The following is a 25,656-nucleotide window of genomic DNA, read 5'->3' as shown; positions in this document are numbered from 1 at the left end:
GTCATTCGAATTCCATTTGTTCAAATACTCGCCCGGCATTTTTTGTCGCCAGTTCCTCAAACGTGTCCAAATGGGCGAAAGGTGATTGATCGACATAGTAAGCCTCGGTCAGATCGCCGCCGGCATCCATATGCTCTTTGATCTTGCCGCGCAGATAGATCAGGTAGTCGCGTGTATAACGGCGCACCTGATCCATGTTCGTCGGATGACCATGTCCGGGGATGACGTATGTGGCTCCCAAAGCTTCGAACTCGTTGTCCCAGGTCTCAAGCCAATCCGCAGTATAGGTCTCTTGAAAGATCGGTAGCATTCGCTCGTGAAACGCCATGTCACCCGCGATGACAAGGCTTTGGTTCGGCAGCCAAACCGATATATCACCGGGGCTATGGGCCGGCCCGAGATATTTGGCCTCAATCCGGAAATCACCCATTTCAACAACGTATTCATCCTCGAATGTCTCGGTTGGGCCTGCCAGGACGGTTCCTTCCGCCTTGTCCTGATTGTACCGTTGCATTCCTTCAAGGATCTGAGAGCCATATTCCTCGAATTCAGCCGCAGCATCCGAATGGGCGATGATCGGAATACCGAGCTCTGACCAGTATGCGTTGCCAAGCATCGCGTGCCCCTGACCATTCTCGTTGAAGACAAGCTTAACCGGCTGATCCGTGATTGCCTGAATTTCTTGGTGAAGCGCTTCAGCAAGCCCATAGGCCGCGCCGCCGTTTATAACGACCACGCCCTCCCCGGTTACGATAAAACTGAGATTGTTGTTATGACCAGAGTTCTCGTAGGTCGGCGGTGCGGTTGCACCAATGGCGGAATAGACGCCGGGGATGTATTCGACCGGTTTGGAATACAGCACACTTTGAGGGTATTGGTCTGCAATATCCTCGCTTGCCCAAGCTTGTGTGCCCAGGGCCAAGACAATCGCCAGCGATCGCATCTTTATGGCTCTCCAATGTACTTATAGGCAGACCCAGTCTTCTCGACCCGGCCGATTCCACCATTCGGCAGGTGGAAACCAATTGTTTTCATTTGCCCGTGGGAAATCTGATCCAGCAACGAATTCCGAGTTGCTGCGGCCGCCTGTGGATCCTGATCCGTCCCGCTGGGCCAGTCGGGGCGTTCAAAAGCTACGTGTGGATTTCCCAACGCGTCGCCGACAACCATCACGGATTCACTGCTGCTGCGAATTTCAAACGCCATGTGACCGGGCGTGTGTCCATAGCTTGCGCGCGCGGCGATACCGGGAAGGATCTCTTGCCCGTCGTCAAAGAACGCGACCTGATCCTCAATTGCTGCCATACGCCGCTTTGCGCCTACTGCGAACGCAGCGCGATCTTCTCCAATGGTATCCACTGTTGAGGGGTTCCACCAATAATCCCACTCATTACGGCCAAAGTGATGCGTAGCGTTCGGGAACAGAAGGTCGTCGAAATCATCCAAAACGCCCCAAATGTGATCCGGGTGCGCATGGGTGAAGATCACGTGCGAGATGTCTTCGGGCGACAGGTTGGTTGTTTCAAGAGCTTCCAGAAGCTTACCAGAAGTGGGCATGAAATCTGGCCCAGCTCCCACATCGAACAGCACCGTGTTTTGATCATCTCGATAAAGCGCCACGTTGCACTCTGGCTCGTATTTGGTCGCGTCCACCTTGTAGTTGTCCAAAAGCTGCCTGAGTTCTGCCTGCGGCATGGCGCCAAAGACCATATCCGGAGGCAAGGACAGGTACCCGTCTGATATGGTTGTCATGCGAGCCGAAGCACCGAGTTGTAACTCTGCCCTCACGAACCTGGATTGTACTCCAAGCGCTGCGATACAAGCGGCGCTACACAAGAATCTGCGTCGTGAAAATGCATCTCCATTCATACACAATCAATAAAATGAATGTTTTGATTTGTAAATGAGTAAAGATGCAGATGGATGGAATTCCGCCAAGCTATCTGCGGGCGGGGGCGATTTGCAGATCAGCTTTTGGTCTCTCCCTTAGGAGCTCACAAGCGAGATTGGATCGCGAATTGTTTTGGGCAATCGGTGCGAATTTCTTTGGGCTGCTGCGCGTAAAATTTCTAAATGATTTTGAGAAGCGACGCGAACACCTACGCGGCATCCTACACGCTTGTGGGTTTGCACATAACATTTCGTGCACCGCAAAAATTTGCGTAGTTTGTCCATAGTTTTGCGCTGCGTGATTGTGTGCATTAGCGGTGAATTGAATCAGTTTTGGCGTAGTCGTTGCGGTTATGGTCCTGTGCGTTGCTCGATGCCGCAAAGGGCCTCCTTAAGGAACCTTGGATTCTCGCGAAGGTCTGCGATGCGTAGAAAGCGGACTTTGCGAAGTCTAGCTTGAGCCCAAAACGGAAATGCACTGAATTCAAGTACAATTGACTTTTGCGGCTTTCGGATAAAAGGGTTGTGAGTTTCCTTCTTTAATTCGAAGTACCCAAAATCATGCCAATGTGGGAGTGCTGACTATGAAAACAGCGGTTGTGACCGGCGCTGCAGGAGGGATGGGTCAGGCCATCTGCCGCCAACTGCGGGCAGATGGGTTCCACGTGTTTGGACTGGACCTCAACGAGGAGGGCCTAGGTGAAATGGCAGCGGAGTTAGGTTCGGATTTCACGCCTATCTGCGTTGACTTAACGGATCCCATTGCTATCGCTCATACGTTTGATGGAATTAGGTCAGAGTATGGCGGTCTAGATGCTTTGGTAAACAACGCGGGCACCTGCTTCATGTCTGACTTCCCGCACATTCTGCCCGAAGAACTCGAACAGCAGATGGCAATCAACTTTAACTCTGCATTCAATTGTTGCCAGCAGGCGGTTCAGTTGATGTTGGAACGCGAAGGCGTCAAGAAGATTGTAAACATCTCATCGAATGGAGCTTACAATTTCGATGTGTTCGACCCTCCCCATTACCGGGCGTCAAAGGCTGCGATGGATACCCTAACGAAAGACCTCGCCCGTCGATATGCACATGAAAAAATCTGCGTAAATTCGCTGGCTCCTGCCATGACTGAGACACCGTTGTTCAATGTCTTAACCAAGGACGTCTTGGAGAAAGCCGTTAGTGCCATGCCGCATGGTCGCGCGATGCTACCTGAGCAAATCGCCTCTTGGGTTGGTTTTCTCATTTCGCCGGCTGGTGACGTTTCCAGTGGAAATGTGATTGTTCTGAACCAAGGGCGCGACGTCAGATAACTCTGAGGTGCGACATCACTTTTTGGGAAAATGGTCCACAGCTTGGGATCAACGGTAGACTTCTGGAGCTTTCTTCAGAACGGGCCACTGCTTTGGACAATGCCCGTAAATTACAAATGCATCTCGCTCGGATGCCAGACGCATCAACCTGTCTGCGCTGGCAATCGCTGAATCCTCGTCCCAAGACCCGGCAAACTTCTCGTCGATTTCTGTTGGTCGGGAAATCGCATCACTGGTTAGTAAAACCGTCCCTGACGGAAGATCGACCATTACCGCGATCTGGCCAGGCGCATGACCGGGTGCCATCAAAACGAAGATACCTGGCGCAATCTCTACGTCGTCATCAACAACCAGGTAATCCTGATCGGGCCATTCCAAAGGCCGCATATCGCCCCAGTACAACGGGCGGGGTAAGGCTCGCTCCGCAGCAGAGATAAGAATTGGACTGCTTGGAAAGTCGCCCAAAGCGCCGATGTGGTCGATGTGGGTGTGCGTACAAATCTGTAGTGTAATGTCTGACGGAGTAAGCCCGAGTTTTGCCAGTTGTGCGCTTGGCAGGTTGTCTGGTTCACACTTCAAGACCTCGCCGAACTCGTACAATCGATCTTCTTTGACTGCGGCGTCGGTATCGGTCGCGTATTTTTCGGGAAATCCAGTGTCGATGAGTATAGCTTCTCCCAAATCTGTCCGAACGAGAAACCCGCAGATCCCTATGATACGGCCAGTGGAATGGACCTTGAACAGACCGTAGTCCAAAACTGCTAGGTCAATCGGTCGCCCTTTGACAAATCCCTTTGCTTGCACAGACTCTCTCCCGGATTAACTAAAAGGATTTTGAGTAGAGCATGAAAGTCAAGATACACACACTTTTTCAATACCTACTGGATACCACAGAAGCGGATCCAGATGCCTTCATTGGGTTTTCCTTGTCCGCGTCGCCGCTTTTGGGTGAGTTCATGGATGCGCTGGATCCAGCGCTGCCGTTGGATTGGAACCAAAAGAGCTTTCGGGGTCTGCCTGCTTTACGACGACATGTCTTGGACCGCGCTGGCTTGTCTGATGTTTGCAAGCCAGACGACGTCCTGATCACCGCTGGCGCAGCAGAAGCCAATTATCTTGCATTCATGCAATTGGTCCAACCGGGCGACGAAGTCGTAACGGAACGCCCGGGCTGGCCACAAGCGGGCGTATTGGCAGAGGCAGTTGGCGCGACGCTAAAAGTTGTCGACCGAGAAGAAAGCTCTGGTTGGGTATTGCCGCTAGACGAAGTTGAGTCCGCAGTAACAGCGCGCACGCGGCTCATCTTTATAACCAACCCCAATAACCCCACCGGGCAGTTGATGACACAAGCAGAGCTGGAAAGGCTTGTCCAAATTGCAGATCGCGTCGGCGCTTGGCTGGTTGTTGACGAGGTTTACGCGGGATTGGAGTGGGACGGGTCTCGCGCCCCTTCGATCGCCGGTTTGTATCCTAGGGGTATCACGACGGGCAGCGTTTCCAAGGCATTGGGTCTTCAAGGGCTGCGCACCGGCTGGATGATATGCCGTGATCCTGATCTGATTTGGGACGCTATTGTTCTGCGGGAAAACTCTAGCGAGATTATGAATATTCTCGGCGAAGTTATTGCCGAAATTGCCCTGCGGCCTGACCGATACAATCAGGCTATAAAAACTGCGCGGGCAGCAGGGATTGAGACACTGGAAAGCCTTGATCGGTATGTTGCCGATCAGCCCCGCCTGAATTGGGTCAAACCTCAGGCTGGATTGATTGGATTGGCACGGCTCGACGGGATTGATGGCGATGTTTTTGCCAAACGCTTGCTCGCCGATCCCTATCGGACATTTCTTTTGCCGGGCTCGTCTTACGGGATGCAAAACCACATCCGACTGGGTGTGGGGGGAGGGGCTGCTGCCAACCTTGACCTTGGCCTAGAGCGCATGGGCGAACTGTTGGCGAACTGGTAGACATAAGACACACATTTCGGTTTCTCGGTCTGCAACGCCGGTCAAAAAATGCCGTCCGCTCAAAGCTGATACTAAGCTCAATTGTGGTGCAAGTTCACCCGCCATGTGCTGACAGCTTTTCTGCTAGAATAGCGTTGGTCGCGCGCTAGTTCGAAGATGGAACAACCGATTCATAACCAAGGTTCGAAATGACAGGTTGGACAACTGAAAACGTCCAAGACTATCCGCGACCACCTGCGCTACGGGCTGTACCCCATCGGATGCGGATCGAACTCGGCGGTCAAACCATCGTGGAGACCGATCAGGCGTTTCAGGTTCTCGAAACCCATCACGCCCCTACGTATTATATCCCGCCGCAAGACATTGATGCCGTTCTGACAAAGACCTCGGGTAAATCGTACTGCGAGTGGAAGGGTGTTGCGAGCTACTGGGACGTTCAGAGCGGGGCGGCCGCGGCAAAGAAAGCTGCGTGGAGTTATGCTGCACCAACCACCAGATTTGAACAGATTAAGGGCTATCTCGCCTTTTACGCCGGACTTATGGACGCTTGTTTTGTTGGTGAGTACCGGGTGATCCCGCAACCCGGGGACTTCTATGGAGGCTGGGTCACCGAAAACTTGAAGGGTCGCATCAAAGGTGCTCCGGGAACGGAATTTTGGTGAGTATTGATGACCGACCCTAAAACCTCGCCTTCCCCTTTGGCTGTTCCTACAAGCCGTTTGGTCCGTGTTGCCGGTTTGAGCGGCATGACGGCAGGCATTGCGGGGAACGTGGCAGTCCGCGCGCTAAGAGAGATCGGTCGCGGTGCGCGACCCGATATGCGTGGTTTGCTGATGACACCCGGCAACGTGACACGCGTTGCGGATCAGCTTGCGCGTATGCGTGGGGCCGCGATGAAGGTGGGTCAGTTGATTTCGATGGATGCAGGTGAGGTCTTGCCGTCTGAACTGGCTGACATCATGGCGCGACTGCGAGATCAGGCGCATTTCATGCCGCCGAAACAATTGCGTGACGTCCTGAACCGAGCCTGGGGTCCAGATTGGCGAAAATCCTTCCAAGCCTTCGATGTAAGGCCCATGGCGGCAGCGAGTATCGGGCAAGTACATCGTGCGACATTGAAAGACGGGCGCGATGTGGCGATCAAAGTGCAGTATCCGGGAATAGCTCGTAGTATCGACAGCGATGTGGCCAATGTCGCGACTCTGGTTCGCATGTCAGGTTTGCTTCCCAAGAGCTTTGATCTGGATCCGTATATCCAAGAGGCGCGAAGTCAACTGCATGAAGAAACCGATTATGAACGCGAGGGACAGCACCTGCGCCACTTTGCTGACCTCTTGCAGAATGATGAAGCGTTTGAAATCCCGGAGTTCTATCCAGATTGGAGTACGCCAGAAGTTCTAACGATGTCCTTTCTGGAAGGTCGCCCTATCGAAGCCGTGGGTGATGCGACCAGCGAGGACCGCAATCGAGTCTCAGAAGCCTTGGTCCAGCTCACGCTGCGCGAGGTTTTCGAGTTCGGGATCATGCAAAGCGATCCGAATTTTGCCAACTACCGATACAACCCATCCAATGGAAAAATCAGTCTCTTGGATTTTGGCGCGGCACGCGCACTGCAACCATCTGCAATAGATGGATATGTGGATCTGTTGCGCGCCGGTTTGCTTGAAGACGGTGCGGCGCTTCGTAAGGCTGCTATACAACTGAAGCTTATTGAAGGTGATGGCCCATTTGACGACCGAATCCTTGGAATGATCCGCAGCGTTTTTGACGCAATCCTATCCGAGAATGAATTTGATTTTTCTGATCGAACGCTCTCCAACCACCTGAACAAAGAAAGTATGGCCCTGGCCGCGGCCGGGTATATCCCGCCCCAGCTGCCAATGGACATTCTTTACCTTCAGCGAAAGATTGGGGGTATGTTCTTATTAGCCACGCGATTAAACGCCTCGCTTCCCGTGAAGACGCTTCTTGAAAAGTACGTCATCTGAACGACCACAATTTACTCCAAACCAGCAAGCCGAACAATTACAAACCAGTGTCACCGATATGCGCGACCAACCCAAAACAATGCGCAAGTGCGATGCGAATGTTGCCAGGCTCGGGTTCGAGAACCCCTTTGACGAACCAAACCCGGCTTTAGAAATGACCATCGTGTAAGTTGATCACGTCGACGAACCCGTCCTGTTAACCGGCTCCGCTCCGACCCGATACGCGATCCTCGAAAACGTCGGCCTTAGGGGCAGGAAAATCCGGTATGCAAGCTCTAGCAGAGGCGTTACCCCCGGAATGCTTGCCACACGTGCTAGCCAACGCCATTTGGGTAAAGTGCCCCAGAGTTCCGTGAACCCGCGCGCACCGGATACAAGTTCTCCATCTGGTCGACGCACAGTGAATCGATCCATTGCTTCTTGCCGCGTTAGATTTGCATCAATAAGAGCATTGGATTTTGAAACGTCAACGAACCGCACACGTTCAGCGCCCTCGCAAGAAGCATAGTGCCTGATCTCAACGGAGCAAAGTGGGCAAGATCCGTCGTAGTACACCGTAGCAAGAGATTGACCGGCATCATCAGATGTGAGCGCAACCTCATCATTATCCGAATTGTACATTTTGTTTGGCCTTGTCTCTTGGGTTTCGCCCATACGTTCGCAAGAGCTAGCGCAAAAACCGAAGAAACGAGGGGTCACCAGCTGCACTCAGGTGCGTTATGAAGCCGCAACTAAGGATGCTGTCAGCCAAACTTAACGCTTTGGACGCGCAAACAAGATGGTTCTGTTTGAATATTGCTTTCTCTCGTTTGCAGTGATCTGGGGGTGAATGGTTTGGGGTGCACTGCCAAGAATGCCGACGCTGCTTTGCAGCGTAAAGTTCGTCGGGGTGGTCTCTTTAACGTGTGCTCAGAAATCAGACGTTCGAACAAAGTAGAGTTTGGCTAACCCGTTTCTTTGCTTGGTGTTTTAGAGCTCGGAGCCGTCACTATTCGATTTCACGTTTGCCTAGGTCCCGTACTCCTGGCCAAGCTCTCATCAGTGAGTTCGCGGCAACTTCCGACCTTCAAGTGCCTAAGGCCAATTGCGTCTGTGCAAATGCCACGTCAACAGCGAAATGCGGAGGAGATTGGAACAAAGATCCATTGTTTGCGGCCATGCGTACAATATTTGAAAAACGGAGGTATCGTGCAGGTCGTTTGGTTCAAACGGGATTTACGGGTAAATGATCACCCGGCACTGGCGCAAGCGTCCGAGGTCGGAACAGTTCTACCACTCTATGTGGTTGAGCCTGAGCTTTGGCAGCAACCCGACGCGTCAACACGGCATTGGAACTTTGTTGCTGAGACAATCGCGGGACTGCGAAAAGACCTTGGGGAACTTGGCCAGCCTCTTGTTGTGCGCACCGGGCAAATTGTGTCGGTCCTATCCGAGTTGAAGGATCGTGGTCTAGTCGACGTACTTTGGTCACACGAGGAAACAGGAAATAACTGGACGTATCAGCGGGACCGTCAGGTCGCGGCATGGTGCAGGGATCATGGTGTGCAGTGGCACGAAGTGCAGAACCACGGCGTTTTTCGCAGGCTCAAGTCTCGCGACGGCTGGGCGGAAGGTTGGGACAAGTTTATGGCATTGCCCGTTTCGTCACCAGTTGCGCTAGAGCCTATCGACATAGAACCGGGGTATATTCCCACGGCGCGCGATCTCGGCTTGCGGGATGATCTGTGCGTTGGTCGTCAGGTCGGGGGACGAGCTGCGGGTTTGGAACGGCTGAACAGTTTTCTGACCCGCCGTGGCAAAAGATACCAACGCCAAATGTCCAGCCCCTTGGCGGGGGCCGTCGCGTGTTCGCGGCTGTCGCCCCACTTGGCTTGGGGCGCGCTTTCGATGCGCGAGGTATCGCAAGCGACTGAAAGGCAAAGACGCAGATTGCCGCCGCAAGCAAAGGACTGGCGCAAATCGCTTCGCTCGTTCTCGGGCCGATTGCATTGGCATTGCCATTTCATTCAGAAACTCGAGGATGAGCCTCGAATTGAGTTTGAAAATCTGCATCGGCTCTACGACGGGCTTCGACCAAAAGCGCCAGATGGCGCGCTTTTGGCTGCTTGGTCCAAAGGCGAAACGGGATATCCGTTTTTGGACGCATGCATGCGGTCGTTGCAAGCAACGGGGTGGCTCAATTTTCGGATGCGCGCAATGGTGATGGCGACTGCGAGCTATCATCTTTGGCTGGATTGGAGAGCCCCTGGTCAGCATTTGGCGCGCATGTTTACCGACTATGAGCCGGGCATTCACTGGAACCAGGTGCAAATGCAATCAGGCACCACCGGCATCAATACCGTGCGCATCTATAATCCAGTTAAGCAGGGATATGATCAGGATCCAGAAGGGGTGTTCATTCGGACATGGGTGCCGGAACTGGCCGATATTTCGGATCGGCACATCCACGAACCCTGGAAAGCCCCGGACAGGAAACACGTCATCGGAGCGCATTATCCAGAGCGTATTTTTGACCATCTCGCAGCAGCCAAAGCCGCGCGCGAGCGGGTGTGGGGCGTCCGCCGGAGTGCGGTGTTTCGCTCGGAAGCGCGCGACATCGCGACAAAACACGCGAGCCGAAAGACCAGACGGACTGCGCGCAAAGATGCGCGGTCGTCTCAAGATCAAGAGCAACTCGGCCTGCCTTTGGGGGACAAATGATGAGGATGCGGAAGAAAGCCGATTTGCCCCAGAAAATCTGCCCGGTCTGCCAGCGCCCTTTCACCTGGCGCAAGAAATGGGAAAACGTTTGGGATCAAGTGAAATACTGCTCGAAGAAATGCAGGTCGGCCGCATGACCGAGATTTTTCCCGAACTTGCAGAAGCGAAAGAGACGTTCAGTTTCAAGCCCACACGAACCCATGGCCTTAAAAGGTTGAAGCAGTTCGTGGGACGCGCCGGTCGCCATTATGCGGGTAAGCGGAACTACGATTTTGGGACCGATCAGCGCAGCAATGTATCGGGTTTGTCACCTTGGCTGCGCCACCGTTTGATAACGGAACAAGAGCTACTGGCAACTGTACTAGCGTCCCGTAATTCCGACGCGGCGGAGAAGTTCGTACAAGAAGTGTTCTGGCGCACATACTTCAAGGGCTGGCTGGAACAGCGGCCCAGCGTCTGGGCACAGTATCAGCGGGATCTGTTGAACGCTTGTGAGAGGCTGGCAAATGATGCGGGTCTGGACAACCGTTTCAACGATGCAGTGAATGGCAATACCGGCATCGACTGTTTCGATCATTGGGCACGGGAACTGGTGACGACCGGCTACCTTCATAACCATGCGCGAATGTGGTTTGCATCCATCTGGATTTTTACACTCCGCATACCCTGGCAGCTTGGCGCGGATTTCTTTTTGCGGCATTTGCTGGATGGCGATCCCGCGTCGAACACGCTGAGTTGGCGATGGGTTGGCGGATTGCACACGAAAGGCAAAACCTACCTCGCGCGTCCGGACAATATTGCCAAATACACCGACGGACAGTTTCAACCAAAAGGCCTCGCCAAATTCGCGGAACCTCTGACCGAGACAGCAGAACACCCGTTCATTCCGCTTCTGATGCCGCAAAAGCCCCCAGAGGGCCCTTACCTTATGCTTTTGACCGAGGATGATCTGACAGGTGAATGCGTAATGCCGGCATCGCCTGCTGCCGCGATTGGACTTTTGGCGACGCATGGCCGGTCTCCGAACCCGATTGCAGGCGCCGTAACGGATTTTGCCGAAGGCGCGATGAACAGCGCCCTGGAACCTCACGGAAAGCGCCTGCAATCCGCCGAGGATTGGAGTGGTCCGTTGATCGAGGCAGCACGGAATGCCGGTGTCAAAACCATTGCGACAGCCTATGCGCCTGTCGGTCCCACTCGGTCACGATTGGATCGTGCGGAACCCCTATTGAGGGACGCTGGTCTGTCTTTGAACCGGATAATACGACCTTACGACGCTGTGACATGGACTCATGCAAAGGCCGGATTCTTTGGTCTTCGAAAGAAGATCCCGTCGATTCTGGGCCAATTGAACCTGGCCAGCCAATTAAGGCCATAGCCCGTGTCCACTGCCGCTCTTCTGCTTCCCAATCAATTGTTTGCGCAACACCCGGGTCTGGTCGCCCGCCCAGACACTGTTGTTCTTTTTGAAGACCCGCTGTTTTTTGGCGATGCGTGTTATCCGGCCAAGATGCACAAGCAAAAGCTGTGGTTGCACCGTGCCTCTATGGCGCGCTATCGCGATAGCTTGGTCGCCAGAGGATTTGATGCAGCGATTTGGCCCTTTGAGCGGCAATCGGGAGCATGCCTGCGCCTGTTTCAAAGTCTGCGTGACCGCAGTGTCAGCAGAATAGTCATGGCTGATCCGGTAGACTTCATTGCAGAAAAACGCTTACGGGCAGCGGCTGGCAAAACCAATATCACGCTCGATATCCTGCCATCGCCCGGCTTTTTGAACACTCAAGCCGACAATCTGGATTGGTCTGCCAGTCGCAAACGCTGGTTCATGGCAGAGTTCTACGAAAGCCAACGCCGCCGCTTGAATGTTTTGATGGACGGCGATCAACCAACTGGCGGACAATGGAGCTTTGACGAGGAAAACCGCAAAAAAGTGCCCAAGGCGCTGTTGGGCAGCCTGCCTTGGATCGATTGGCCCGCCCATGACGCCGTTGATGAAGCCGCAAAAGCAAGTGTTCTTGCTGAGTTTCCAGATGCACTGGGCAGCTTGGATAAGTTGTATTATCCGACATCGCACAAAGCTGCGTCCGATTGGCTGGCGCAGTTTCTGGAACGGCGGTTCAATCACTTTGGCGACTATGAAGATGCCATTGTTGAGGGCGAAAACTGGCTGTGGCATGCCGTTCTCACGCCTGCTTTGAACATTGGATTGCTGACACCAAGACAAGTTTTGGATGCTGCCTTGGCGCATGCGGATCGCAAGGGCATTCCCCTGAATTCAGTAGAAGGTTTCATCCGCCAGATCATTGGCTGGCGTGAGTTTATGCGCGCGACATATGAAAGCCTGGGTGTACCGATGCGTACGACAAATCATTGGGGTCATCACCGCGCCATACCCCGCGCATTCTACGACGGAACCACTGGCATTGATCCGCTAGACGACACAATCAAAAGGGTGCTTAGGACAGGGTATTGCCACCATATTGAACGTCTCATGGTTCTGGGCGGTTTCATGTTTCTGTGCGAGATTGATCCCAACGATGTCTATCGCTGGTTCATGGAAATGTTCGTCGACAGCTATGATTGGGTTATGGTTCCCAATGCCTACGCGATGAGCCAGCATGCCGATGGCGGGTTGATCACCACCAAGCCGTACTTTTCGGGTTCAAACTATGTTCGCAAAATGAGCCATTGGGGCAAGGGGCCCTGGGCCGATATATGGGACGGTCTATATTGGCGCTTTATCCTGAAACACAGCGATATACTGGCTGGCAATCCCCGCTGGGCGATGATGTGCCGTACGGCTGAGCGCATGTCGCCAGAGGTCAAAACCAAGCATGTATCGACGGCTGAAGCCTTTCTGGGACGGATGGAATGAGCATGAACTCTATAGTGGCGCATGACGGATATTGAGGTCGCATCCAGTGATCAGCTTTGGGACTGGCTAAGCACGCATTTTGCCCAGCGTGAGAGCGTCCGACTGATCACGTGGAAGGCCGCACATCCACAGAAATATGTCAGTCGGGACGAGGTGCTGGATGCGCTTATTGCGCATGGTTGGATTGATGGAAGACGATTTACAGTCGACAAAGACCGGACGGCGCAACTTATCAGCCCGCGAAAACAACAAGCGTGGTCTAAAAGTTACAAGGACAGAGCAGAGCGCCTCAGGCAAAACGGCTTAATGCACCCCGCAGGAGAGGCTTCTATACAAGCCAGTAAAGCGTTCGGGCTTTGGAATTTTTTTGACGACGTCGATGCCCTGATCGTTCCAGATGATTTATCAGTTGAATTGGACCTAGATAAATGGGAGCAATTGCCCCCGTCTTACCGACGCAACGTCCTGCGGTGGATTAAGGTCGCAAAGAACCCAACAACGCGCCAAAGGCGGATCAATAAGACGGTCGCAACCACGCACGCTGGTGAAAGAATGCAGCAAATGTAGCGCCGTCAGGTCTGTTCTGGGTTCCCAATCGGAGCTTGAGCTTTCGTATCGAAACGGAGCAATGCAGCCAAAATTATGGTTTAGATCAGCCGCCTCGGAAGTCGCCGTTTGCTTACGCAATGTACTTTCGTATTTGCAGAACCACAGTCCAAGTTCGAAGCCTACTCACCTGGAGGCTTGGCGGAGATGTCAATCATAGAAGTGGACGTTGGTCGCGATGATGCGTTCGTCGGCTTGCGTCATGTTTTCTGAGTCTTGGCAGCGTTTGTTCTAGCACCCGTTTTCGTGGCGGCTTTCACAAAGCCTACCCGATTTAGCAAGAAAATTGATTGAAAATGAATGATGACGACACGGCAAATTTATGTGTTTACAATCGAGCAATAGTGAAAGTTCATTTCGCATTGCGACGTCTAAGAGAGGCTTATGAGTTTGTCATCAGCGTCTCTTTTGGTTGGCGAAATCCAGGTTTCACCAGATACCACGTCCGAAAAAACGAGCTGCGTGAGCCGGCCTGATGGATTTTGGCCTTATCTGCTGCGCGGAGCTGGTCCTTCGTATTCACTGCTAGTCAGGTAATTTCAGGTTGGAGGGTACGACATGGAATTACCAACACTGACCTACGAAATGATAGCCGTACTGAGTCTATTGTCTTTTACGGTCTTTCTTTTTGTTACCGAGATTATACGGATCGATGTTGCAGCAATTCTTGTAATGGTACTGCTTGGCGCACTGAGCTATCTGCCGGGGCTAGGTAATTTAGCCGATATCTCCAAGCTCTTTGAAGGTTTTTCCTCGAACGCCGTGATGTCCATCATCGCAGTAATGGTAATTGGGGCTGGGCTTGATAAGACTGGACTGATGTCAAAGGTCGCGGCCTTGATCCTCAAGAATGGTGGCACGACTGAGGCTCGGATAATTCCCATAACATCAACAACGGTTGGTGTCATAAGCTCCTTCATGCAGAACGTTGGAGCTGCTGCGCTTTTTCTGCCTGTTGTTAGCCGCATCTCGGCACGTACGGAAATCCCGATGAGTAGGTTGCTGATGCCCATGGGGTTTTGCGCAATACTGGGTGGTACGATCACCTTAGTCGGGTCGTCGCCTCTTATCCTGTTGAATGACCTGATTGTATCGGCAAATTCATCCCTTCCGGCTGACCAACAAATGGAGACATTTGGGTTGTTTTCAGTCACGCCTATCGGTGTGATGCTGGTGCTGACGGGGGTGCTTTACTTTGTGCTTTTTGGTCGTTGGGTCCTTCCAGCGCAGCGGGAGCGTGGAGAAGACGCAAGCTCGGCTCGGTCCATGCAGACCTATGTCGAAAACACCTACGGGCTTAGGGCCGATATGTTCGAAATACGTGTCCCTGAAGGCTCGATCATCATCGGGCAAACGCTTGCGGATTTAATGGTCGCCCATAACATGTACATTCTTGGCACATCCTATCGCGGCCACAAGGTCATCGCGCCGATGGCTGATACCAAGATCGAAGCGCCAGCGCGGCTTGCAGTACTTGGCCTGCGCCGGGTGGTTGCGCAACAGTTCGCTGAGCCTTACGGCTTAGAGATACTTCCCCAACTAGATGTCTTTGCGGATGATTTCGCCGCGACCCAATCGGGCGTGGCTGAGGTTGTTATCCCGCCCGGTTCATCGGTTATTGGCCAAACTCCGATTGATCTGCGCCTGCGTCAGACACACGGTTTGTCTTTGTTAGCCATTCAGCGTGGTGAAGAAACACTGAGCCACGTTGAAACCGAAGATCATGCTGCAACGCATATCGGGCAAGTCCCTTTGCAGTCCGGTGATACGTGTGTGGTTCACGTGCAGTGGGACCGCCTGACACGGTTGAAGTCGGACAGGGATTTTGTCGTTGTAACTTCGGATTTTCCCCAGGAAGAGCTACGGCCACACAAGGTCGGATGGGCGCTCGCCTTCTTCCTAATAGCGTTAAGCTTAATTCTGTTCTCTGATCTGCGCTTGTCATTGTGCCTGTTGATCGGCGCTATTGGGATGGTATTGAGCCGGGTGCTCTCGATTGACGAAGCCTACGAGTCGATTAGTTGGAGTACAGTTTTTCTACTCGCTTCGCTGATCCCGTTGGGCCAGGCAGTTCAAAACACCGGCACAGCGGATTGGATTGCAGCGCATGTGTTGGCCCTCCTTCAAGGGTGGCCGATATGGTCGCTGCAAGCAGGAATCGCCGTTTTGGCAACGGCGTTTACGCTGGTCATGTCCAACGTAGGTGCAACTGTTCTGCTGGTGCCGCTAGCAGTTTCTATTGCCGTATCGGCGGGTGGTAACCCGGCTGTATTTGCTCTCACCGTGGCAATTTCAACGTCCAACTCGTTTTTGATCCCAACACACCAAGTGAACGCGTTGATCATGGGTCCAGCAGGCTACCGGGTGGTCGATTTCGTTCGCTCAGGTGGAATCATGACTCTCCTTTTCTTGGTTGTCTCAATGACCGGGCTTGCCCTTTTCTTCTGAGCCGCCTCTCGGCGGTCCGAACAGATCTGCTCTGCTTCAACTCAGGCGAACTCATAAATGAGGTTTTTGAGACCAAACTTTAGTGTTGGAGCAGAAGATACGAGACCTTCGCAATGAGTACGTTTGCTGCGATGGAGCGAAGAAAAGCGTCGAACTCATACAATCATGAAGTCGATATACGCGGGAACTGGACCGATTTTGTTTTATCGATCATTGTTACTTTGCCAAGACCGTCGACATTCTTGGAGAGTTCACTATGAAGTTCCTTCGTACACCGGGCCATCGGTTTGACGGGTTGCCAGATTTCACATTTGGCCCACACTATCTTGATGTGGATGATACCGAAGACGGTCGTCTCCGAATGCACTATTTGGACGAGGGGCCGACACAGGCACCGCCAGTATTGTTGATGCATGGAGAGCCAACCTGGTGCTTCTTGTATCGGCGCATGATTCCGTTATTCAAAGATGCGGGCCATCGAGTTCTGGCTCCTGATTTGATTGGGTTTGGACGGTCGGACAAGCCAACTGAGCGATCCGATTACACCTACCAACGCCACGTAGACTGGATGTCCGAGTGGTTGCGGAAAGTTGACCTGACGGGCATCACATTGGTTTGCCAGGACTGGGGCGGCCTCATAGGCTTGCGGTTGGTTGCGCGTATGCCCGAGCGGTTCTCACGTGTGGTTGTGGCGAACACGGCCTTGCCCACTGGTGACACACCCTTGGGCGAGGCATTTCTTTCATGGCGGGAATACTCACAATCTGTGCCTGAATTTAATTCGGGCCGGATCGTATTCGGCGGCACAACATCCAAGATTTCCGACGAAGAGGTTGCAGCCTACAACGCACCGTTCCCGGATTCACGCTATTTGGCAGGCGCTCGGCAGTTTCCAATGTTGGTGCCCGACAAACCCGACAACCCAGCTTCTGAAGCCAACCGAGCCGCATGGGAAACCCTCAAGACTCTGAACACTCCGTTTCTGACTGTTTTTGGAGAAGACGATAGGGTCATGGCAGGAGTAGACAAAATGTTCCAAAAGTCGATCCCTGGGGCATCTGGTCAAAATCATATCGTTGTGCCTAAAGCGGGGCATTTCATTCAAGAAGATGCTGGCACAGAGCTAGCACACGCGACCTTGAGATTCATTGAGCAAACCTAGCGGCTATCAGTTGCTGCAATCCGTCGGAATGGTCGCCTTTGAAAGATGTTCGACTTTGCAACAGTTCCCGTCCAAAAAGGCTGCTGCTGATGGTTCTTCTGAACCACGCCTTAGAGGTTCCTCTTCGAATAATTTGATAGGACAGGCTTGAACAGCGCAGCCAATCGCAGAAGCGATTTTATGTCTTCCCTTGCGGCCTCAACTCACACCAAATTTGCGGCGCATATGCTCAGCTAAGGCCGTTACGCGACGTGGTTGGGCTCGGCTAGGCGGGAACATCATTTGCAAAGGTTTCGGCGGCGGGAGGAAGTCGCGCAAGACAGAAACAAGTCTGCCAGATCGAACATCGTCGCCGACATCCAGCTCCGACTTCAATACGACCCCATGGCCTGCAATCGCCCAATCGCGGATGAGTGAACCATCATTGACTATTCGATTTCCTTTTACTGATACGCGCTGGGCATTTGGTCCTGATCCAAACTCCCAAACGTTGTCGATCATGTCGCCAAACCTCATGACCAAGCAGTTGTAGTTTAATAGATCTTCTGGTTTTTCAGGCGTTCCAAATGAGGTTAGGTAACTAGGGGATGCACATACGAACCGTTGGTAGCTTCCTAGATTTCGCAATCTGAACGAGCTGTCTGTGATGTTGCCGAAGCGAACGGCGAGGTCAAAACCCTGGCCTACAAGGTCGACGTAGCCGTCTGAGAGGGACAGTTCGATTGAGATGGCAGGGTTCTCTTGGGTGAATTCGGCAATAACCTTGGAAACAATGCTCCGTCCCAAGTCAATCGGCGCGCTTATTCTGCATTGCCATCGAATCTGGCCCGATGGTCTCGAGTACGCAGGGATCGATATCATTCGCCTGGATGCTGAAGGAAAGGTTGTCGAGCACTGGGATGTTCTTCAGGAAGTTCCAGCAAACAGTGAGAATGACAATGGCATGTTTTGACGTAATCCTTAGGACAGCGGTGCATGGAACTTCGAAAGGTCTTGTCGGCTGAACCACGAAAGCTTAAGGGCATAAGTCTGATCCAAGAAACCCGTCGAAGCGTATCTATCAAGAACCTTTAAGCAAGGAGATAAATATGCTCCCGAAGAGTATTCTTGCGGCGACCTTTGGATTATTTGCAGCCACTTCGCTTCAGGCTGGTGTACAAATTCTCTTTATAGAAGGCGCACCCAAAGACCGTTTTGTTCTGACAAACGTCGGAGCTTGCGAAGTAGAAGCCTCGACCGTCAAAATTGACTTGTCGCAATCTGCCGGACGTTTGATTTTCGACGTTACCGAAAAGGGTGCGGGTGTAGAGGTCTTCCAACCGCTTGAATTCGTTGAGGGTGCGGATGCCTTGCGACAAATTCCCGCGGTCGTGGACGGGCAAGATGCAATTGAACTTGAGATCGCCTCCCTCGCAGCCGGGGACAAACTCTCCTTTACCATTGATGTCGATGACACTATCGGGCAACGCGAAATCACCGTAACAGGGTCAGAGATCGAAGGCGCCACGGTGTCATTTACCGATGAGGGTGAGACCAGTACTGCGATCTTCTCTTCCGAAGCATTTGTTAAAGTGACGACCAAGGACTGCTGAAAGCTATCCTACAATGTCGAACTGGTTGATCCGCATAGCATTCCTTGCGCTTGTGGTGGGCGGCGGCATCCTGATTGGGACACTGACTGCACCTGACGAATGGTACGCGCAGCTTTCTAAACCGGCTTTCAATCCACCAAATTGGATATTTGGCCTGGTCTGGACTGTGCTTTATGTATTGATTGCCATGGTCGGTTGGCGTCAGTTCGAAACAGACCGAAGCTCGACCGCAATGAATCTTTGGTGGGCGCAGATGGGTCTTAACTTTTTGTGGTCTCCAACCTTTTTCGTTCTGCAGCTGCCGTGGTTTGCCCTTGTGGTTATTGTTGCGTTGTTGGCTGTCATCGCCACGTTCATTGCTCGGGTCAGGCACTCTGATCGTGTCTCCGCGCTGGCCTTCCTGCCGTACTTCGCATGGGTTGCATTTGCCACGGCGCTGAACCTTTCAATTGCGCTACTGAACTGAGAAGGAACAATATGCGAGCCAACTTCATTGGACTTGTTTCAGGTCTTGTTATCATCGGATGCACAATGGCTCAGGCTGATGGAAAACTGACTGAAGACTTCTCCAAGTCTCCGGAGACGCGTTGGGACTACGTTGCCGACACGGTGATGGGAGGAGTTTCTTCAGGGCACGTGCAGTTTCGTTCGGAAGGTGATGTTGCATTCGCACGGTTGACCGGAACCGTGAGTACAGAAAATAACGGGGGCTTCATCCAGTTCCGACGCAAGTTGTCTGATCGACCGGATGATGGTGTATCAGGTGTCAGGTTATTGGTGCGGGGGAACGGCGAACATTACTTTGTTCACCTCAGAACGCGTGGCACAGTGCTACCGTGGCAATACTATCAGGCCGAGTTCGCAACTTCTGACGATTGGACCGAAGTTCATTTACCTCTGTCAGGTTTCAAGGCTTCAGGTGCCATGTTGCGTGCTACTCCCATTGCTGACGAAATCACTTCAGTTGGAGTTGTAGCCTACGGGCACGATCACGAGGCCCGCGTAGATGTCAGCGAGATTGGTTTCTACTGAAGGTCAGGTTCCTAGTTTCACCTCGGATGCCAGCCATTGTGAAACTTGAGGTTGTCTTGTCTCAGGACGTTGATTTCGCGAAAACCTCGGCCATCCAATCAAGGCTGGTGGTTTTGACGCAACCTCAATTCAAACGTACTCTACCAGCAGCCAAGCGCAAACGAGGACCATGTCTGATCCTGAACACAGAAATGACTCTGCCGTGGACGCCCGCTACGGGGGGCTGCCGGTTCTCCTTCGGATCGGCTGGCCATATTGCTTTTGAAATGCCCTGCGCAGCCCCGAGCCTGAAGAAAAGCCGCAGCGCAGGGCGATTTCCTCGATGCTCAGCCGGGTGTGTGTGCTCAGATCACGCGCACGTGTCAGGCGCATGGCCTGGTAGTGCCGTCCAGGGGACACTCCGAGTTCTTGGTGGAACAGGCGCGCCAGACTGCGTTCAGACATGTTGGCGCAGGCCGCAAGCTCGGCCAGAGGCAGGGGTTTTTCCAGCGTGTCAGCCATCCTGGCGGACAGCATACGCAGCTTCTCGGAGCCGAAGGCGCGGAGCCCATGCAGCGCGGAGCCGGAAAGTTGCGCAGTTGTGTTGTCCTGCAGGAACATGGCCGCCGCCTCTTGCGCAGCGGCGGCCCCGAAGTGGCCAGTAATAAATTCCAGAATCAGATCAAGCGCGGTTGCCGCACTGCCACAGGTCCAAAACCGCCCATCTTGCACAAACCGGTCAGGTGATACCGCAGTGGCCAGAAAGCTTTCAGAAAACTCGTCAAAGAGCTGCCAGTGAATGGTTGCCCGTCGACCGTTAAGCAACCCCAAGGTTGCCATCAGCCATGCGCCAGTGTCTGCTCCGATCACCACTCCTGACCGCAGCAGAGGGCGCAGCTGCCGTGAGAGTTGTTTTTCTGCGGCCTCTTTGCGGAAGTCATCCCCGCCTACGATTAGCGTCAGGTTGGCCGCTTCCATGTGTTTAAGGCAGTCGTCTGGCGCAACCCGAATGCCGCTTGAGCTGGTCACAGGCGCGTCATTCACCGTCAGAATTGTCCACCGGATGTCTGCCCCACCGCTGTCGCGCACAACACGCAGAGGTTCCAGCAGGCAGGCGAGGACGATGTTAGAGAACCGCTCCGACAAAAGAACTGTGATGGTGAGTGGAGCCATCTTGGCAGAATCCGCGCGTTTTTTGGCAATATTGGTTCGGCGGCTTCGGAAACGCAATCGTAACGTCAGTTCAGTGCTAGAAGCCCGACAAGGAGATAGGTTGATATGACGACACGGCCCCTTGACCACATCCGTGTGCTTGATTTTGGCCAATATCTGGCTGGTCCCTTGGTCGGCATGATGTTGGCCGATATGGGGGCTGACGTGATCCGCATCGACCCGCCCGGTGGGCCGCGGCTGAAGGACCCCGCCACCGACATGCTGTCGCGGGGGAAAACTGCGGTGACTTTGGATCTGAAAACCGAGGCGGACCTGAGGACGGCACGCGAACTGGTCGCGCGCGCTGATGTGGTGATCGAAAACTTCCGACCCGGTGTGATGGAGCGGTTGGGTCTGGAGCCTGAGGCACTGCGCGAAATCAACCCGCGCATCGTGTCGCTGTCCTTGCCAGGCTTCGCCTCGACAGACCCGGCTCTGGCAGATCTGCCAGCCTGGGAGGCCGTAATCGCTGCGCGTACTGGGCAGTTCACTGATATGGGCCTGAACCGGCGATTGATGGGGATCAACCCGTCCTTTACTCCGCTGACGCTTGCTTCGGCTTATGGGGCGGCATTCGGCGCAATGGCGGTTCAATTTGCGCTGCTTGCCCGGAACCGCAATGGAGGAGAGCACATTGAGGTTCCGCTGGCCTCTTCGCTGCTGGAGGGGTTGGTCTATAACTGTGAACAGATCGAGGATTACCCCGAACGTTACAAATCCCCGCGTGAGTTAGAGCTTGACCGGCGTGCGGCCGAAGGTCTGTCCATGGACCTCAGCTTTGGTGAGCTGGAAGAGTTCCTGGATCCGTTCTACCGCACTTATACCTGCGCGGACGGGCGTGGGTTCTATGTCGTGGCGGGCAGCGTCAAAACACATCCACGTCGGGTGTTGGAGACGCTGGGCCTGAAAGAACTGGCGGATGAGTTGCCTGATTTCGATGCTTATCTGGATACGGTGGACTGGCCGGATGACTGGTCCCTGCGCAACTACCCCGTTGGCGACCGGGACCGGGCGCGCGTGTCAGCAGCCATGAAGGCTGCGTTTCTGACCAAGCCCTCGCAAGAATGGGAGGTCCTGTTTGGCGCGGCCAAGGCGCCAGCCACGGCGCAACGATTTACCAGGGAATGGCTGGCGGATCCTCATGCGCTGGCCTCAGGTTTGGTGCTGGAGGTCGACGACCCGCGCCATGGTGCCATGCGGCAGATGGGGAACGTAGCGTGGTTGGCCGGAGATGAGGGTGCCTTGGTCAAACGTCCGGGGCCGGATTCAGATAGCGCCCCTTTGACCGACATCCTGGCTGAGGCTCCCCGGACGGGAAAAGGCGGCGACAGCGCGGGAGGCTGGCTCGACGGGTTGAAGGTGCTGGACCTGACCAACGTAATCGCCGGTCCGACCATCGGATCGACCCTGGCCCGCTTCGGAGCGCAAGTGACGTCCGTGCAGCCGGTGGAACCTTCGGTTGATCCCTGGAACACTGTCGTTTTCGGTTTGCATGCGCATCGCGGCAAGGAAAGTGTCCTGTTGAACCTGCGCTCAGAGGATGGGCAGGTGGCCTTGCGCAAACTGATCAAGAGATCAGACGTGATCACCATGAACGGCACTGACGAACAGCGCGATGCCTTGGGTTTGGGTGAAACGCAGCTTGCAGCCATCAACCCGCGCCTGATTCTGGTACAGCTTGACGCCTTTGGCGGTCCAGCACGCGGTCCGAAATCTGATCACCTGGGCTACGATGACCTGGCTCAGGCCGCGACCGGGGTCATGGTGCGTTTTGGCGGTGGTATGCAAACGCCTGAAGAACACGCGCACTTCGGAACCATCGACGTATTGACCGGGTTCTGTGCCTGCGTAGCTCTGGGGGCGGCACTTCTGCGGCTTGAAAAGACCGGCAAAGGCGGCATTGCCCGTGCTGCGCTGGCCGGTGCGGGAAATCTAATACAGGCGCAATTGATGTACGATTTTGACGGCCGTGCCCCTTTTGATGAACCTTCAGGACGCGAGGCCTTGGGCTGGGGTCCGTTTTATCACTGCTACCGGGCTGCAGATGATTGGATGTTTTTTGCGGCCCCCACCGAGGAACGAGGCGCGCTGATGCGCGTGCCGGAACTGGCTGACCTGGCCAAGATACCTGAAGAAGAAATGGTTGCAGCACTTTCAGACCGGTTCGCAATTCACGACGCGGCTCACTGGGCGCAGGCTTTTGCCGGAAGTTCTGCCACAGCAATGCCGTTGCGATCGCTGCATGAAACCCGCGATGCGGTTTTGCAGCCTGAGAGTGAGGGGCAAATCGACCTGGCGGGGAATACCTTTAGCGTGATCCGACACAACCAGCATCCGATGGGCCGCTGGTGTGATCTGGTGGCGCCAAATGCGGTTCGTCCTGCGCGCGCGGCGATCGGGATCCCTGGGCCAATGCCCAAATACGGATCCGACACACGTCGGATTCTGAACGAAATCGGCTTCTCTGGCGACCAGATCAAGGCAATGATCACTGCTGGAACAGTAAGCGAAAGCTGGTCCGAAAAATATCTGCCGGAATAGGATGGTGAGATGACACGCTCGGAAAGGCCAGGCCCTGCCACGACGCCCCGCACGCGGGCCAAGGCGCGGCATATCCTGGACAACTATTATATCGGTCCGGCGCGCGATGACGCAGTGCTTGAGATCTGGGGGTATACCGACCGGATGACCTATGCCCCAGGTGACACAGTGACGTTGCGGGTGTCGACCACCGCGGCGCAGTGGAACGTGGAGATGGGACGCGACGGACTGCGTTATGAACCGCTGCTGTCCGAAACCGGGCTAACCGGCGTGCATCAGGACACGCCCGTCGAGTGTTCCGTCAGCGGTTGCGGGTGGAAAGGTTCCTATTACTTCACCATTCCGGAAGGCTGGCGCGAGGGCGGCTATCTGGTCACACTCAGCGCAGAACGCGATGGAGACCGGGTTGAAGAACATCACCTGTTCCTGCTGCGCCGCGCGGCCGAAAGACCCCCGGCGCCGTACCTGCTGGTCTGCGCAACAGGCACTTGGCTGGCCTATAACTGCTGGGGTGGCTCGAACCATTACGAAGGAATCCACGGACCCGAAGGCAATGAATTCTCACCGGTCGTTTCCACCCAGCGCCCGTGGACGCGGGGGTTCTGCAAACTGCCCGAAGGCGCCCCCCGCGCGGTGCCCGAGGCTCCGCATGTGCCCGGCGGCATGGTGCGATATCCCTACATGGAATGGGCCTATGCCTATGGCTATTCCAAGAAATACGCTTCCGCCGGCTGGGCCAGTTACGAACGCCATTTCGCGCGCTGGGCCGAGGCGCAGGGTTTCGAACTGGACTATGCGACCCAACATGACCTCGACGCTGATCCAGAGCTACTCAGCCGCTACAAATGCGTGATTTTCGTGGGTCACGACGAATACTGGTCCGCCAATATGCGTCATGCGGTCGACGCCTATGTTGATGCAGGCGGGCGGGTCGCGCGGTTTGGTGGCAACTTCCTGTGGCAAACCCGGATCGAGGACGAAGGCCGCACCCAGATTTGCTACAAATACAACGCCGAACGCGATCCTCTGATCGGAACCGATCAGGCGCATCTGGTCACGGCGGCGTGGGAGGTGGACCCGGTGAACTGGCCGGGAGCCCAGACTTTCGGCGCAAACGGGCTGAAAGGCGTCTATGCCGGCCTGGGCCGCTGCGTCGGCCAGGGCAGTGGTGGTTTCACGGTCTACCGGCCCGAACATTGGGCGTTCCAGGACACGCAGTTGGGTTATGGCGATCAGCTGGGCGCGGCCTCTCGCATCTTTGGCTACGAAGTCGACGGGGTGGACTACCGGATGGAGGACGGCTTGCCCTTTCCCACCGGCAGCGACGGGGCGGACCCGGCAATCCAGATACTGGCCCTTGGGCTCGCCACCAATGTGGAACCCGCGCATGGGGTGTGGGGCGAAACAGTCTATATCGGCGACGACGACGCGCAGTTCAAAGCGCAGACCGTTTTTGGCGAGATCACACAGGACTCGTTGGACCGTAGCACCCGCGGTAACGGCGTGATCCTGCATTGGGCGCGCGGCGAGGGAGAGATTTTCAACGCCGCCACCTGTGAATGGGTCATGGGCCTCACCCGGCGGGACTGGCAGGTCGAACAGATCACCCGGAACGTGTTGGAGCGGTTCAGGTCCTGAGCCTAAGGCCGAACCATCAACTCTTCCGCCTGACCCGCAACTCAGTCGACGAAGGCCTCGGCCTGCAGTCTGGCGCCAGAATTCACCTGCAGAAATAGCCCCGGTTCGAACTGATCGATTGCGTTCCGACGCCGTCAAGCCGCCACTGGTCAAGGAACTTGTCAATAAAGGGAAAAAGCCGATGGCGATGCCCCGTCTGTAACCCGCCGCCTCCCGAACCATATGGGGTTTGTCAGCACTTAGCCTCGCTCGGCAAAGTCGGTCGGAGCGCCGACCGCGTTCAGCCAGTGACGCCAGGTCGAGCGGTCGCGTTAATGGATGTGCGGAAGCGCCTCTTTCCAGAACGCCTCGCCGATCTGGGCGCCAAGCGCAGCGACCGGGTTGGCCTTGGTGTCAAACAGCGGCTTGGCGTCTTCCAGCGCGGTTATCCGATGGCGCCGCGTTCAGCGCCTGGGTGGCGCGCAAAAAGCTCAGGCTTTCAGCGGCGTCGTGGAAATAGACCAGCGCGCCCAGATAAGAGAGGCCTTTTAGATCGGGCAGCACGTGCGCTCCATAGGTGAGCTTGGCTCAACCACCTGTGTTGAATTAGAATTTATCAAACAAATTCGAACGGGACCTTGTGGTGGGCAGGAAACCCACAGGGAACAGAGCCACATACCGCGGCTTGCGGCGCAGAATCCGGGGTGGGGTCATTTCTGTTCTCTTGGTGAGGCATT

23 protein-coding genes are annotated in these 25,656 nt (G+C 54.6%); 16 read left to right on the top strand and 7 right to left on the bottom strand.

Annotated features, from left to right (window positions below; all coding sequences use genetic code 11):
• Window position 1: 1 nt before the first annotated feature.
• Entirely contained in the window at window positions 2-943 is a 942-nt protein-coding gene (locus tag I9187_RS19990; RefSeq protein WP_171621204.1) for an MBL fold metallo-hydrolase, read from the bottom strand.
• A gap of 2 nt (window positions 944-945) precedes the next feature.
• Window positions 946-1,752, bottom strand: a complete 807-nt coding sequence (locus tag I9187_RS19985) for an MBL fold metallo-hydrolase (RefSeq protein ID WP_245223326.1) — start codon at window positions 1,750-1,752, stop codon at window positions 946-948.
• 722 nt (window positions 1,753-2,474) lie between these two features.
• On the opposite strand from I9187_RS19985, the gene I9187_RS19980 reads away from it, so the two are divergent.
• Window positions 2,475-3,203 carry an SDR family oxidoreductase gene (locus I9187_RS19980; RefSeq protein ID WP_171181827.1) on the top strand — a complete coding sequence of 243 codons (729 nt, stop codon included), beginning with the start codon at window positions 2,475-2,477 and terminating at the stop codon, window positions 3,201-3,203.
• A 48-nt stretch (window positions 3,204-3,251) separates the two neighbouring features.
• Here I9187_RS19980 and I9187_RS19975 read toward each other — a convergent pair whose 3' ends face one another.
• Entirely contained in the window at window positions 3,252-4,007 is a 756-nt protein-coding gene (locus tag I9187_RS19975; RefSeq protein WP_171181825.1) for an N-acyl homoserine lactonase family protein, read from the bottom strand.
• A gap of 41 nt (window positions 4,008-4,048) precedes the next feature.
• Here I9187_RS19975 and I9187_RS19970 point away from each other — a divergent pair, with 41 nt between their 5' ends.
• From I9187_RS19970 to I9187_RS19960, 3 genes are all read left to right on the top strand, one after another.
• Entirely contained in the window at window positions 4,049-5,167 is a 1,119-nt protein-coding gene (locus I9187_RS19970; RefSeq protein WP_171181823.1) for a pyridoxal phosphate-dependent aminotransferase, read from the top strand.
• 188 nt (window positions 5,168-5,355) lie between these two features.
• Window positions 5,356-5,829, top strand: a complete 474-nt coding sequence (locus tag I9187_RS19965; protein ID WP_171181821.1) for a DUF427 domain-containing protein — start codon at window positions 5,356-5,358, stop codon at window positions 5,827-5,829.
• Between the two features lie 6 nt (window positions 5,830-5,835).
• Window positions 5,836-7,155, top strand: coding sequence for an AarF/ABC1/UbiB kinase family protein (locus I9187_RS19960; RefSeq protein ID WP_171181820.1), 1,320 nt, complete (start codon window positions 5,836-5,838; stop codon window positions 7,153-7,155).
• Between the two features lie 174 nt (window positions 7,156-7,329).
• On the opposite strand, the gene I9187_RS19955 is transcribed toward I9187_RS19960, so the two are convergent.
• Window positions 7,330-7,776, bottom strand: coding sequence for a DUF393 domain-containing protein (locus tag I9187_RS19955; protein WP_209940307.1), 447 nt, complete (start codon window positions 7,774-7,776; stop codon window positions 7,330-7,332).
• Between the two features lie 567 nt (window positions 7,777-8,343).
• On the opposite strand from I9187_RS19955, the gene I9187_RS19950 reads away from it, so the two are divergent.
• From I9187_RS19950 to I9187_RS19920, 7 genes are all read left to right on the top strand, one after another.
• A complete protein-coding gene (locus I9187_RS19950; protein ID WP_348540157.1) occupies window positions 8,344-9,855 on the top strand; it encodes a deoxyribodipyrimidine photo-lyase in 1,512 nt (503 codons plus the stop codon).
• Complete coding sequence (locus tag I9187_RS22230; protein WP_170575390.1) at window positions 9,852-9,992, top strand: DUF2256 domain-containing protein; 141 nt, start codon at window positions 9,852-9,854, stop codon at window positions 9,990-9,992. The genes I9187_RS19950 and I9187_RS22230 overlap by 4 nt, the downstream gene beginning before the upstream one ends.
• Entirely contained in the window at window positions 9,932-11,233 is a 1,302-nt protein-coding gene (locus I9187_RS19940) for an FAD-binding domain-containing protein (protein WP_348540156.1), read from the top strand. Before I9187_RS22230 ends, I9187_RS19940 begins: the two co-directional genes overlap by 61 nt.
• A 3-nt stretch (window positions 11,234-11,236) precedes the next feature.
• Window positions 11,237-12,730, top strand: a complete 1,494-nt coding sequence (locus I9187_RS19935) for a cryptochrome/photolyase family protein (protein ID WP_171181811.1) — start codon at window positions 11,237-11,239, stop codon at window positions 12,728-12,730.
• Between the two features lie 21 nt (window positions 12,731-12,751).
• The gene (locus I9187_RS19930; RefSeq protein WP_171181809.1) at window positions 12,752-13,297 is read left to right on the top strand and encodes a YdeI/OmpD-associated family protein; all 546 of its coding nucleotides are present in this window, start codon (window positions 12,752-12,754) and stop codon (window positions 13,295-13,297) included.
• A gap of 597 nt (window positions 13,298-13,894) precedes the next feature.
• Window positions 13,895-15,784 (top strand): SLC13 family permease, encoded by a 1,890-nt coding sequence (locus I9187_RS19925; protein WP_171181807.1) that lies wholly within the window; start codon window positions 13,895-13,897, stop codon window positions 15,782-15,784.
• A gap of 256 nt (window positions 15,785-16,040) precedes the next feature.
• The gene (locus I9187_RS19920; protein ID WP_171181804.1) at window positions 16,041-16,946 is read left to right on the top strand and encodes a haloalkane dehalogenase; all 906 of its coding nucleotides are present in this window, start codon (window positions 16,041-16,043) and stop codon (window positions 16,944-16,946) included.
• A 198-nt stretch (window positions 16,947-17,144) separates the two neighbouring features.
• Here I9187_RS19920 and I9187_RS19915 read toward each other — a convergent pair whose 3' ends face one another.
• Window positions 17,145-17,732 (bottom strand): substrate binding domain-containing protein, encoded by a 588-nt coding sequence (locus tag I9187_RS19915; RefSeq protein ID WP_245223324.1) that lies wholly within the window; start codon window positions 17,730-17,732, stop codon window positions 17,145-17,147.
• Between the two features lie 302 nt (window positions 17,733-18,034).
• On the opposite strand from I9187_RS19915, the gene I9187_RS19910 reads away from it, so the two are divergent.
• Genes I9187_RS19910 through I9187_RS19900 form a run of 3 tightly spaced genes read left to right on the top strand, consistent with a single transcriptional unit; the run spans window position 18,035 to window position 19,570 of the window.
• Complete coding sequence (locus tag I9187_RS19910) at window positions 18,035-18,538, top strand: aggregation factor core (protein WP_209509871.1); 504 nt, start codon at window positions 18,035-18,037, stop codon at window positions 18,536-18,538.
• Between the two features lie 13 nt (window positions 18,539-18,551).
• The gene (locus tag I9187_RS19905) at window positions 18,552-19,004 is read left to right on the top strand and encodes a TspO/MBR family protein (RefSeq protein ID WP_171181952.1); all 453 of its coding nucleotides are present in this window, start codon (window positions 18,552-18,554) and stop codon (window positions 19,002-19,004) included.
• A gap of 11 nt (window positions 19,005-19,015) precedes the next feature.
• The gene (locus I9187_RS19900) at window positions 19,016-19,570 is read left to right on the top strand and encodes a CIA30 family protein (RefSeq protein ID WP_171181949.1); all 555 of its coding nucleotides are present in this window, start codon (window positions 19,016-19,018) and stop codon (window positions 19,568-19,570) included.
• Window positions 19,571-19,783: 213 nt separating this feature from the next.
• On the opposite strand, the gene I9187_RS19895 is transcribed toward I9187_RS19900, so the two are convergent.
• Window positions 19,784-20,722 (bottom strand): helix-turn-helix domain-containing protein, encoded by a 939-nt coding sequence (locus I9187_RS19895; protein ID WP_171728054.1) that lies wholly within the window; start codon window positions 20,720-20,722, stop codon window positions 19,784-19,786.
• A 105-nt stretch (window positions 20,723-20,827) separates the two neighbouring features.
• Between I9187_RS19895 and I9187_RS19890 the strand changes: the two genes are divergently transcribed.
• Entirely contained in the window at window positions 20,828-23,302 is a 2,475-nt protein-coding gene (locus tag I9187_RS19890; protein ID WP_171181945.1) for a CoA transferase, read from the top strand.
• A 9-nt stretch (window positions 23,303-23,311) separates the two neighbouring features.
• Entirely contained in the window at window positions 23,312-24,940 is a 1,629-nt protein-coding gene (locus I9187_RS19885; RefSeq protein ID WP_171181943.1) for a N,N-dimethylformamidase beta subunit family domain-containing protein, read from the top strand.
• Between the two features lie 393 nt (window positions 24,941-25,333).
• On the opposite strand, the gene I9187_RS19880 is transcribed toward I9187_RS19885, so the two are convergent.
• Window positions 25,334-25,483 carry a hypothetical protein gene (locus tag I9187_RS19880; RefSeq protein ID WP_171181941.1) on the bottom strand — a complete coding sequence of 50 codons (150 nt, stop codon included), beginning with the start codon at window positions 25,481-25,483 and terminating at the stop codon, window positions 25,334-25,336.
• Window positions 25,484-25,656 lie beyond the last annotated feature (173 nt).

This window comes from Ruegeria sp. HKCCE4148 (assembly GCF_017872495.1).
Lineage (GTDB): Bacteria > Pseudomonadota > Alphaproteobacteria > Rhodobacterales > Rhodobacteraceae > Ruegeria.
The sequence above is the reverse complement of the archived record's forward strand: the minus strand, read 5'-3'. Positions and strand labels throughout refer to the sequence as shown.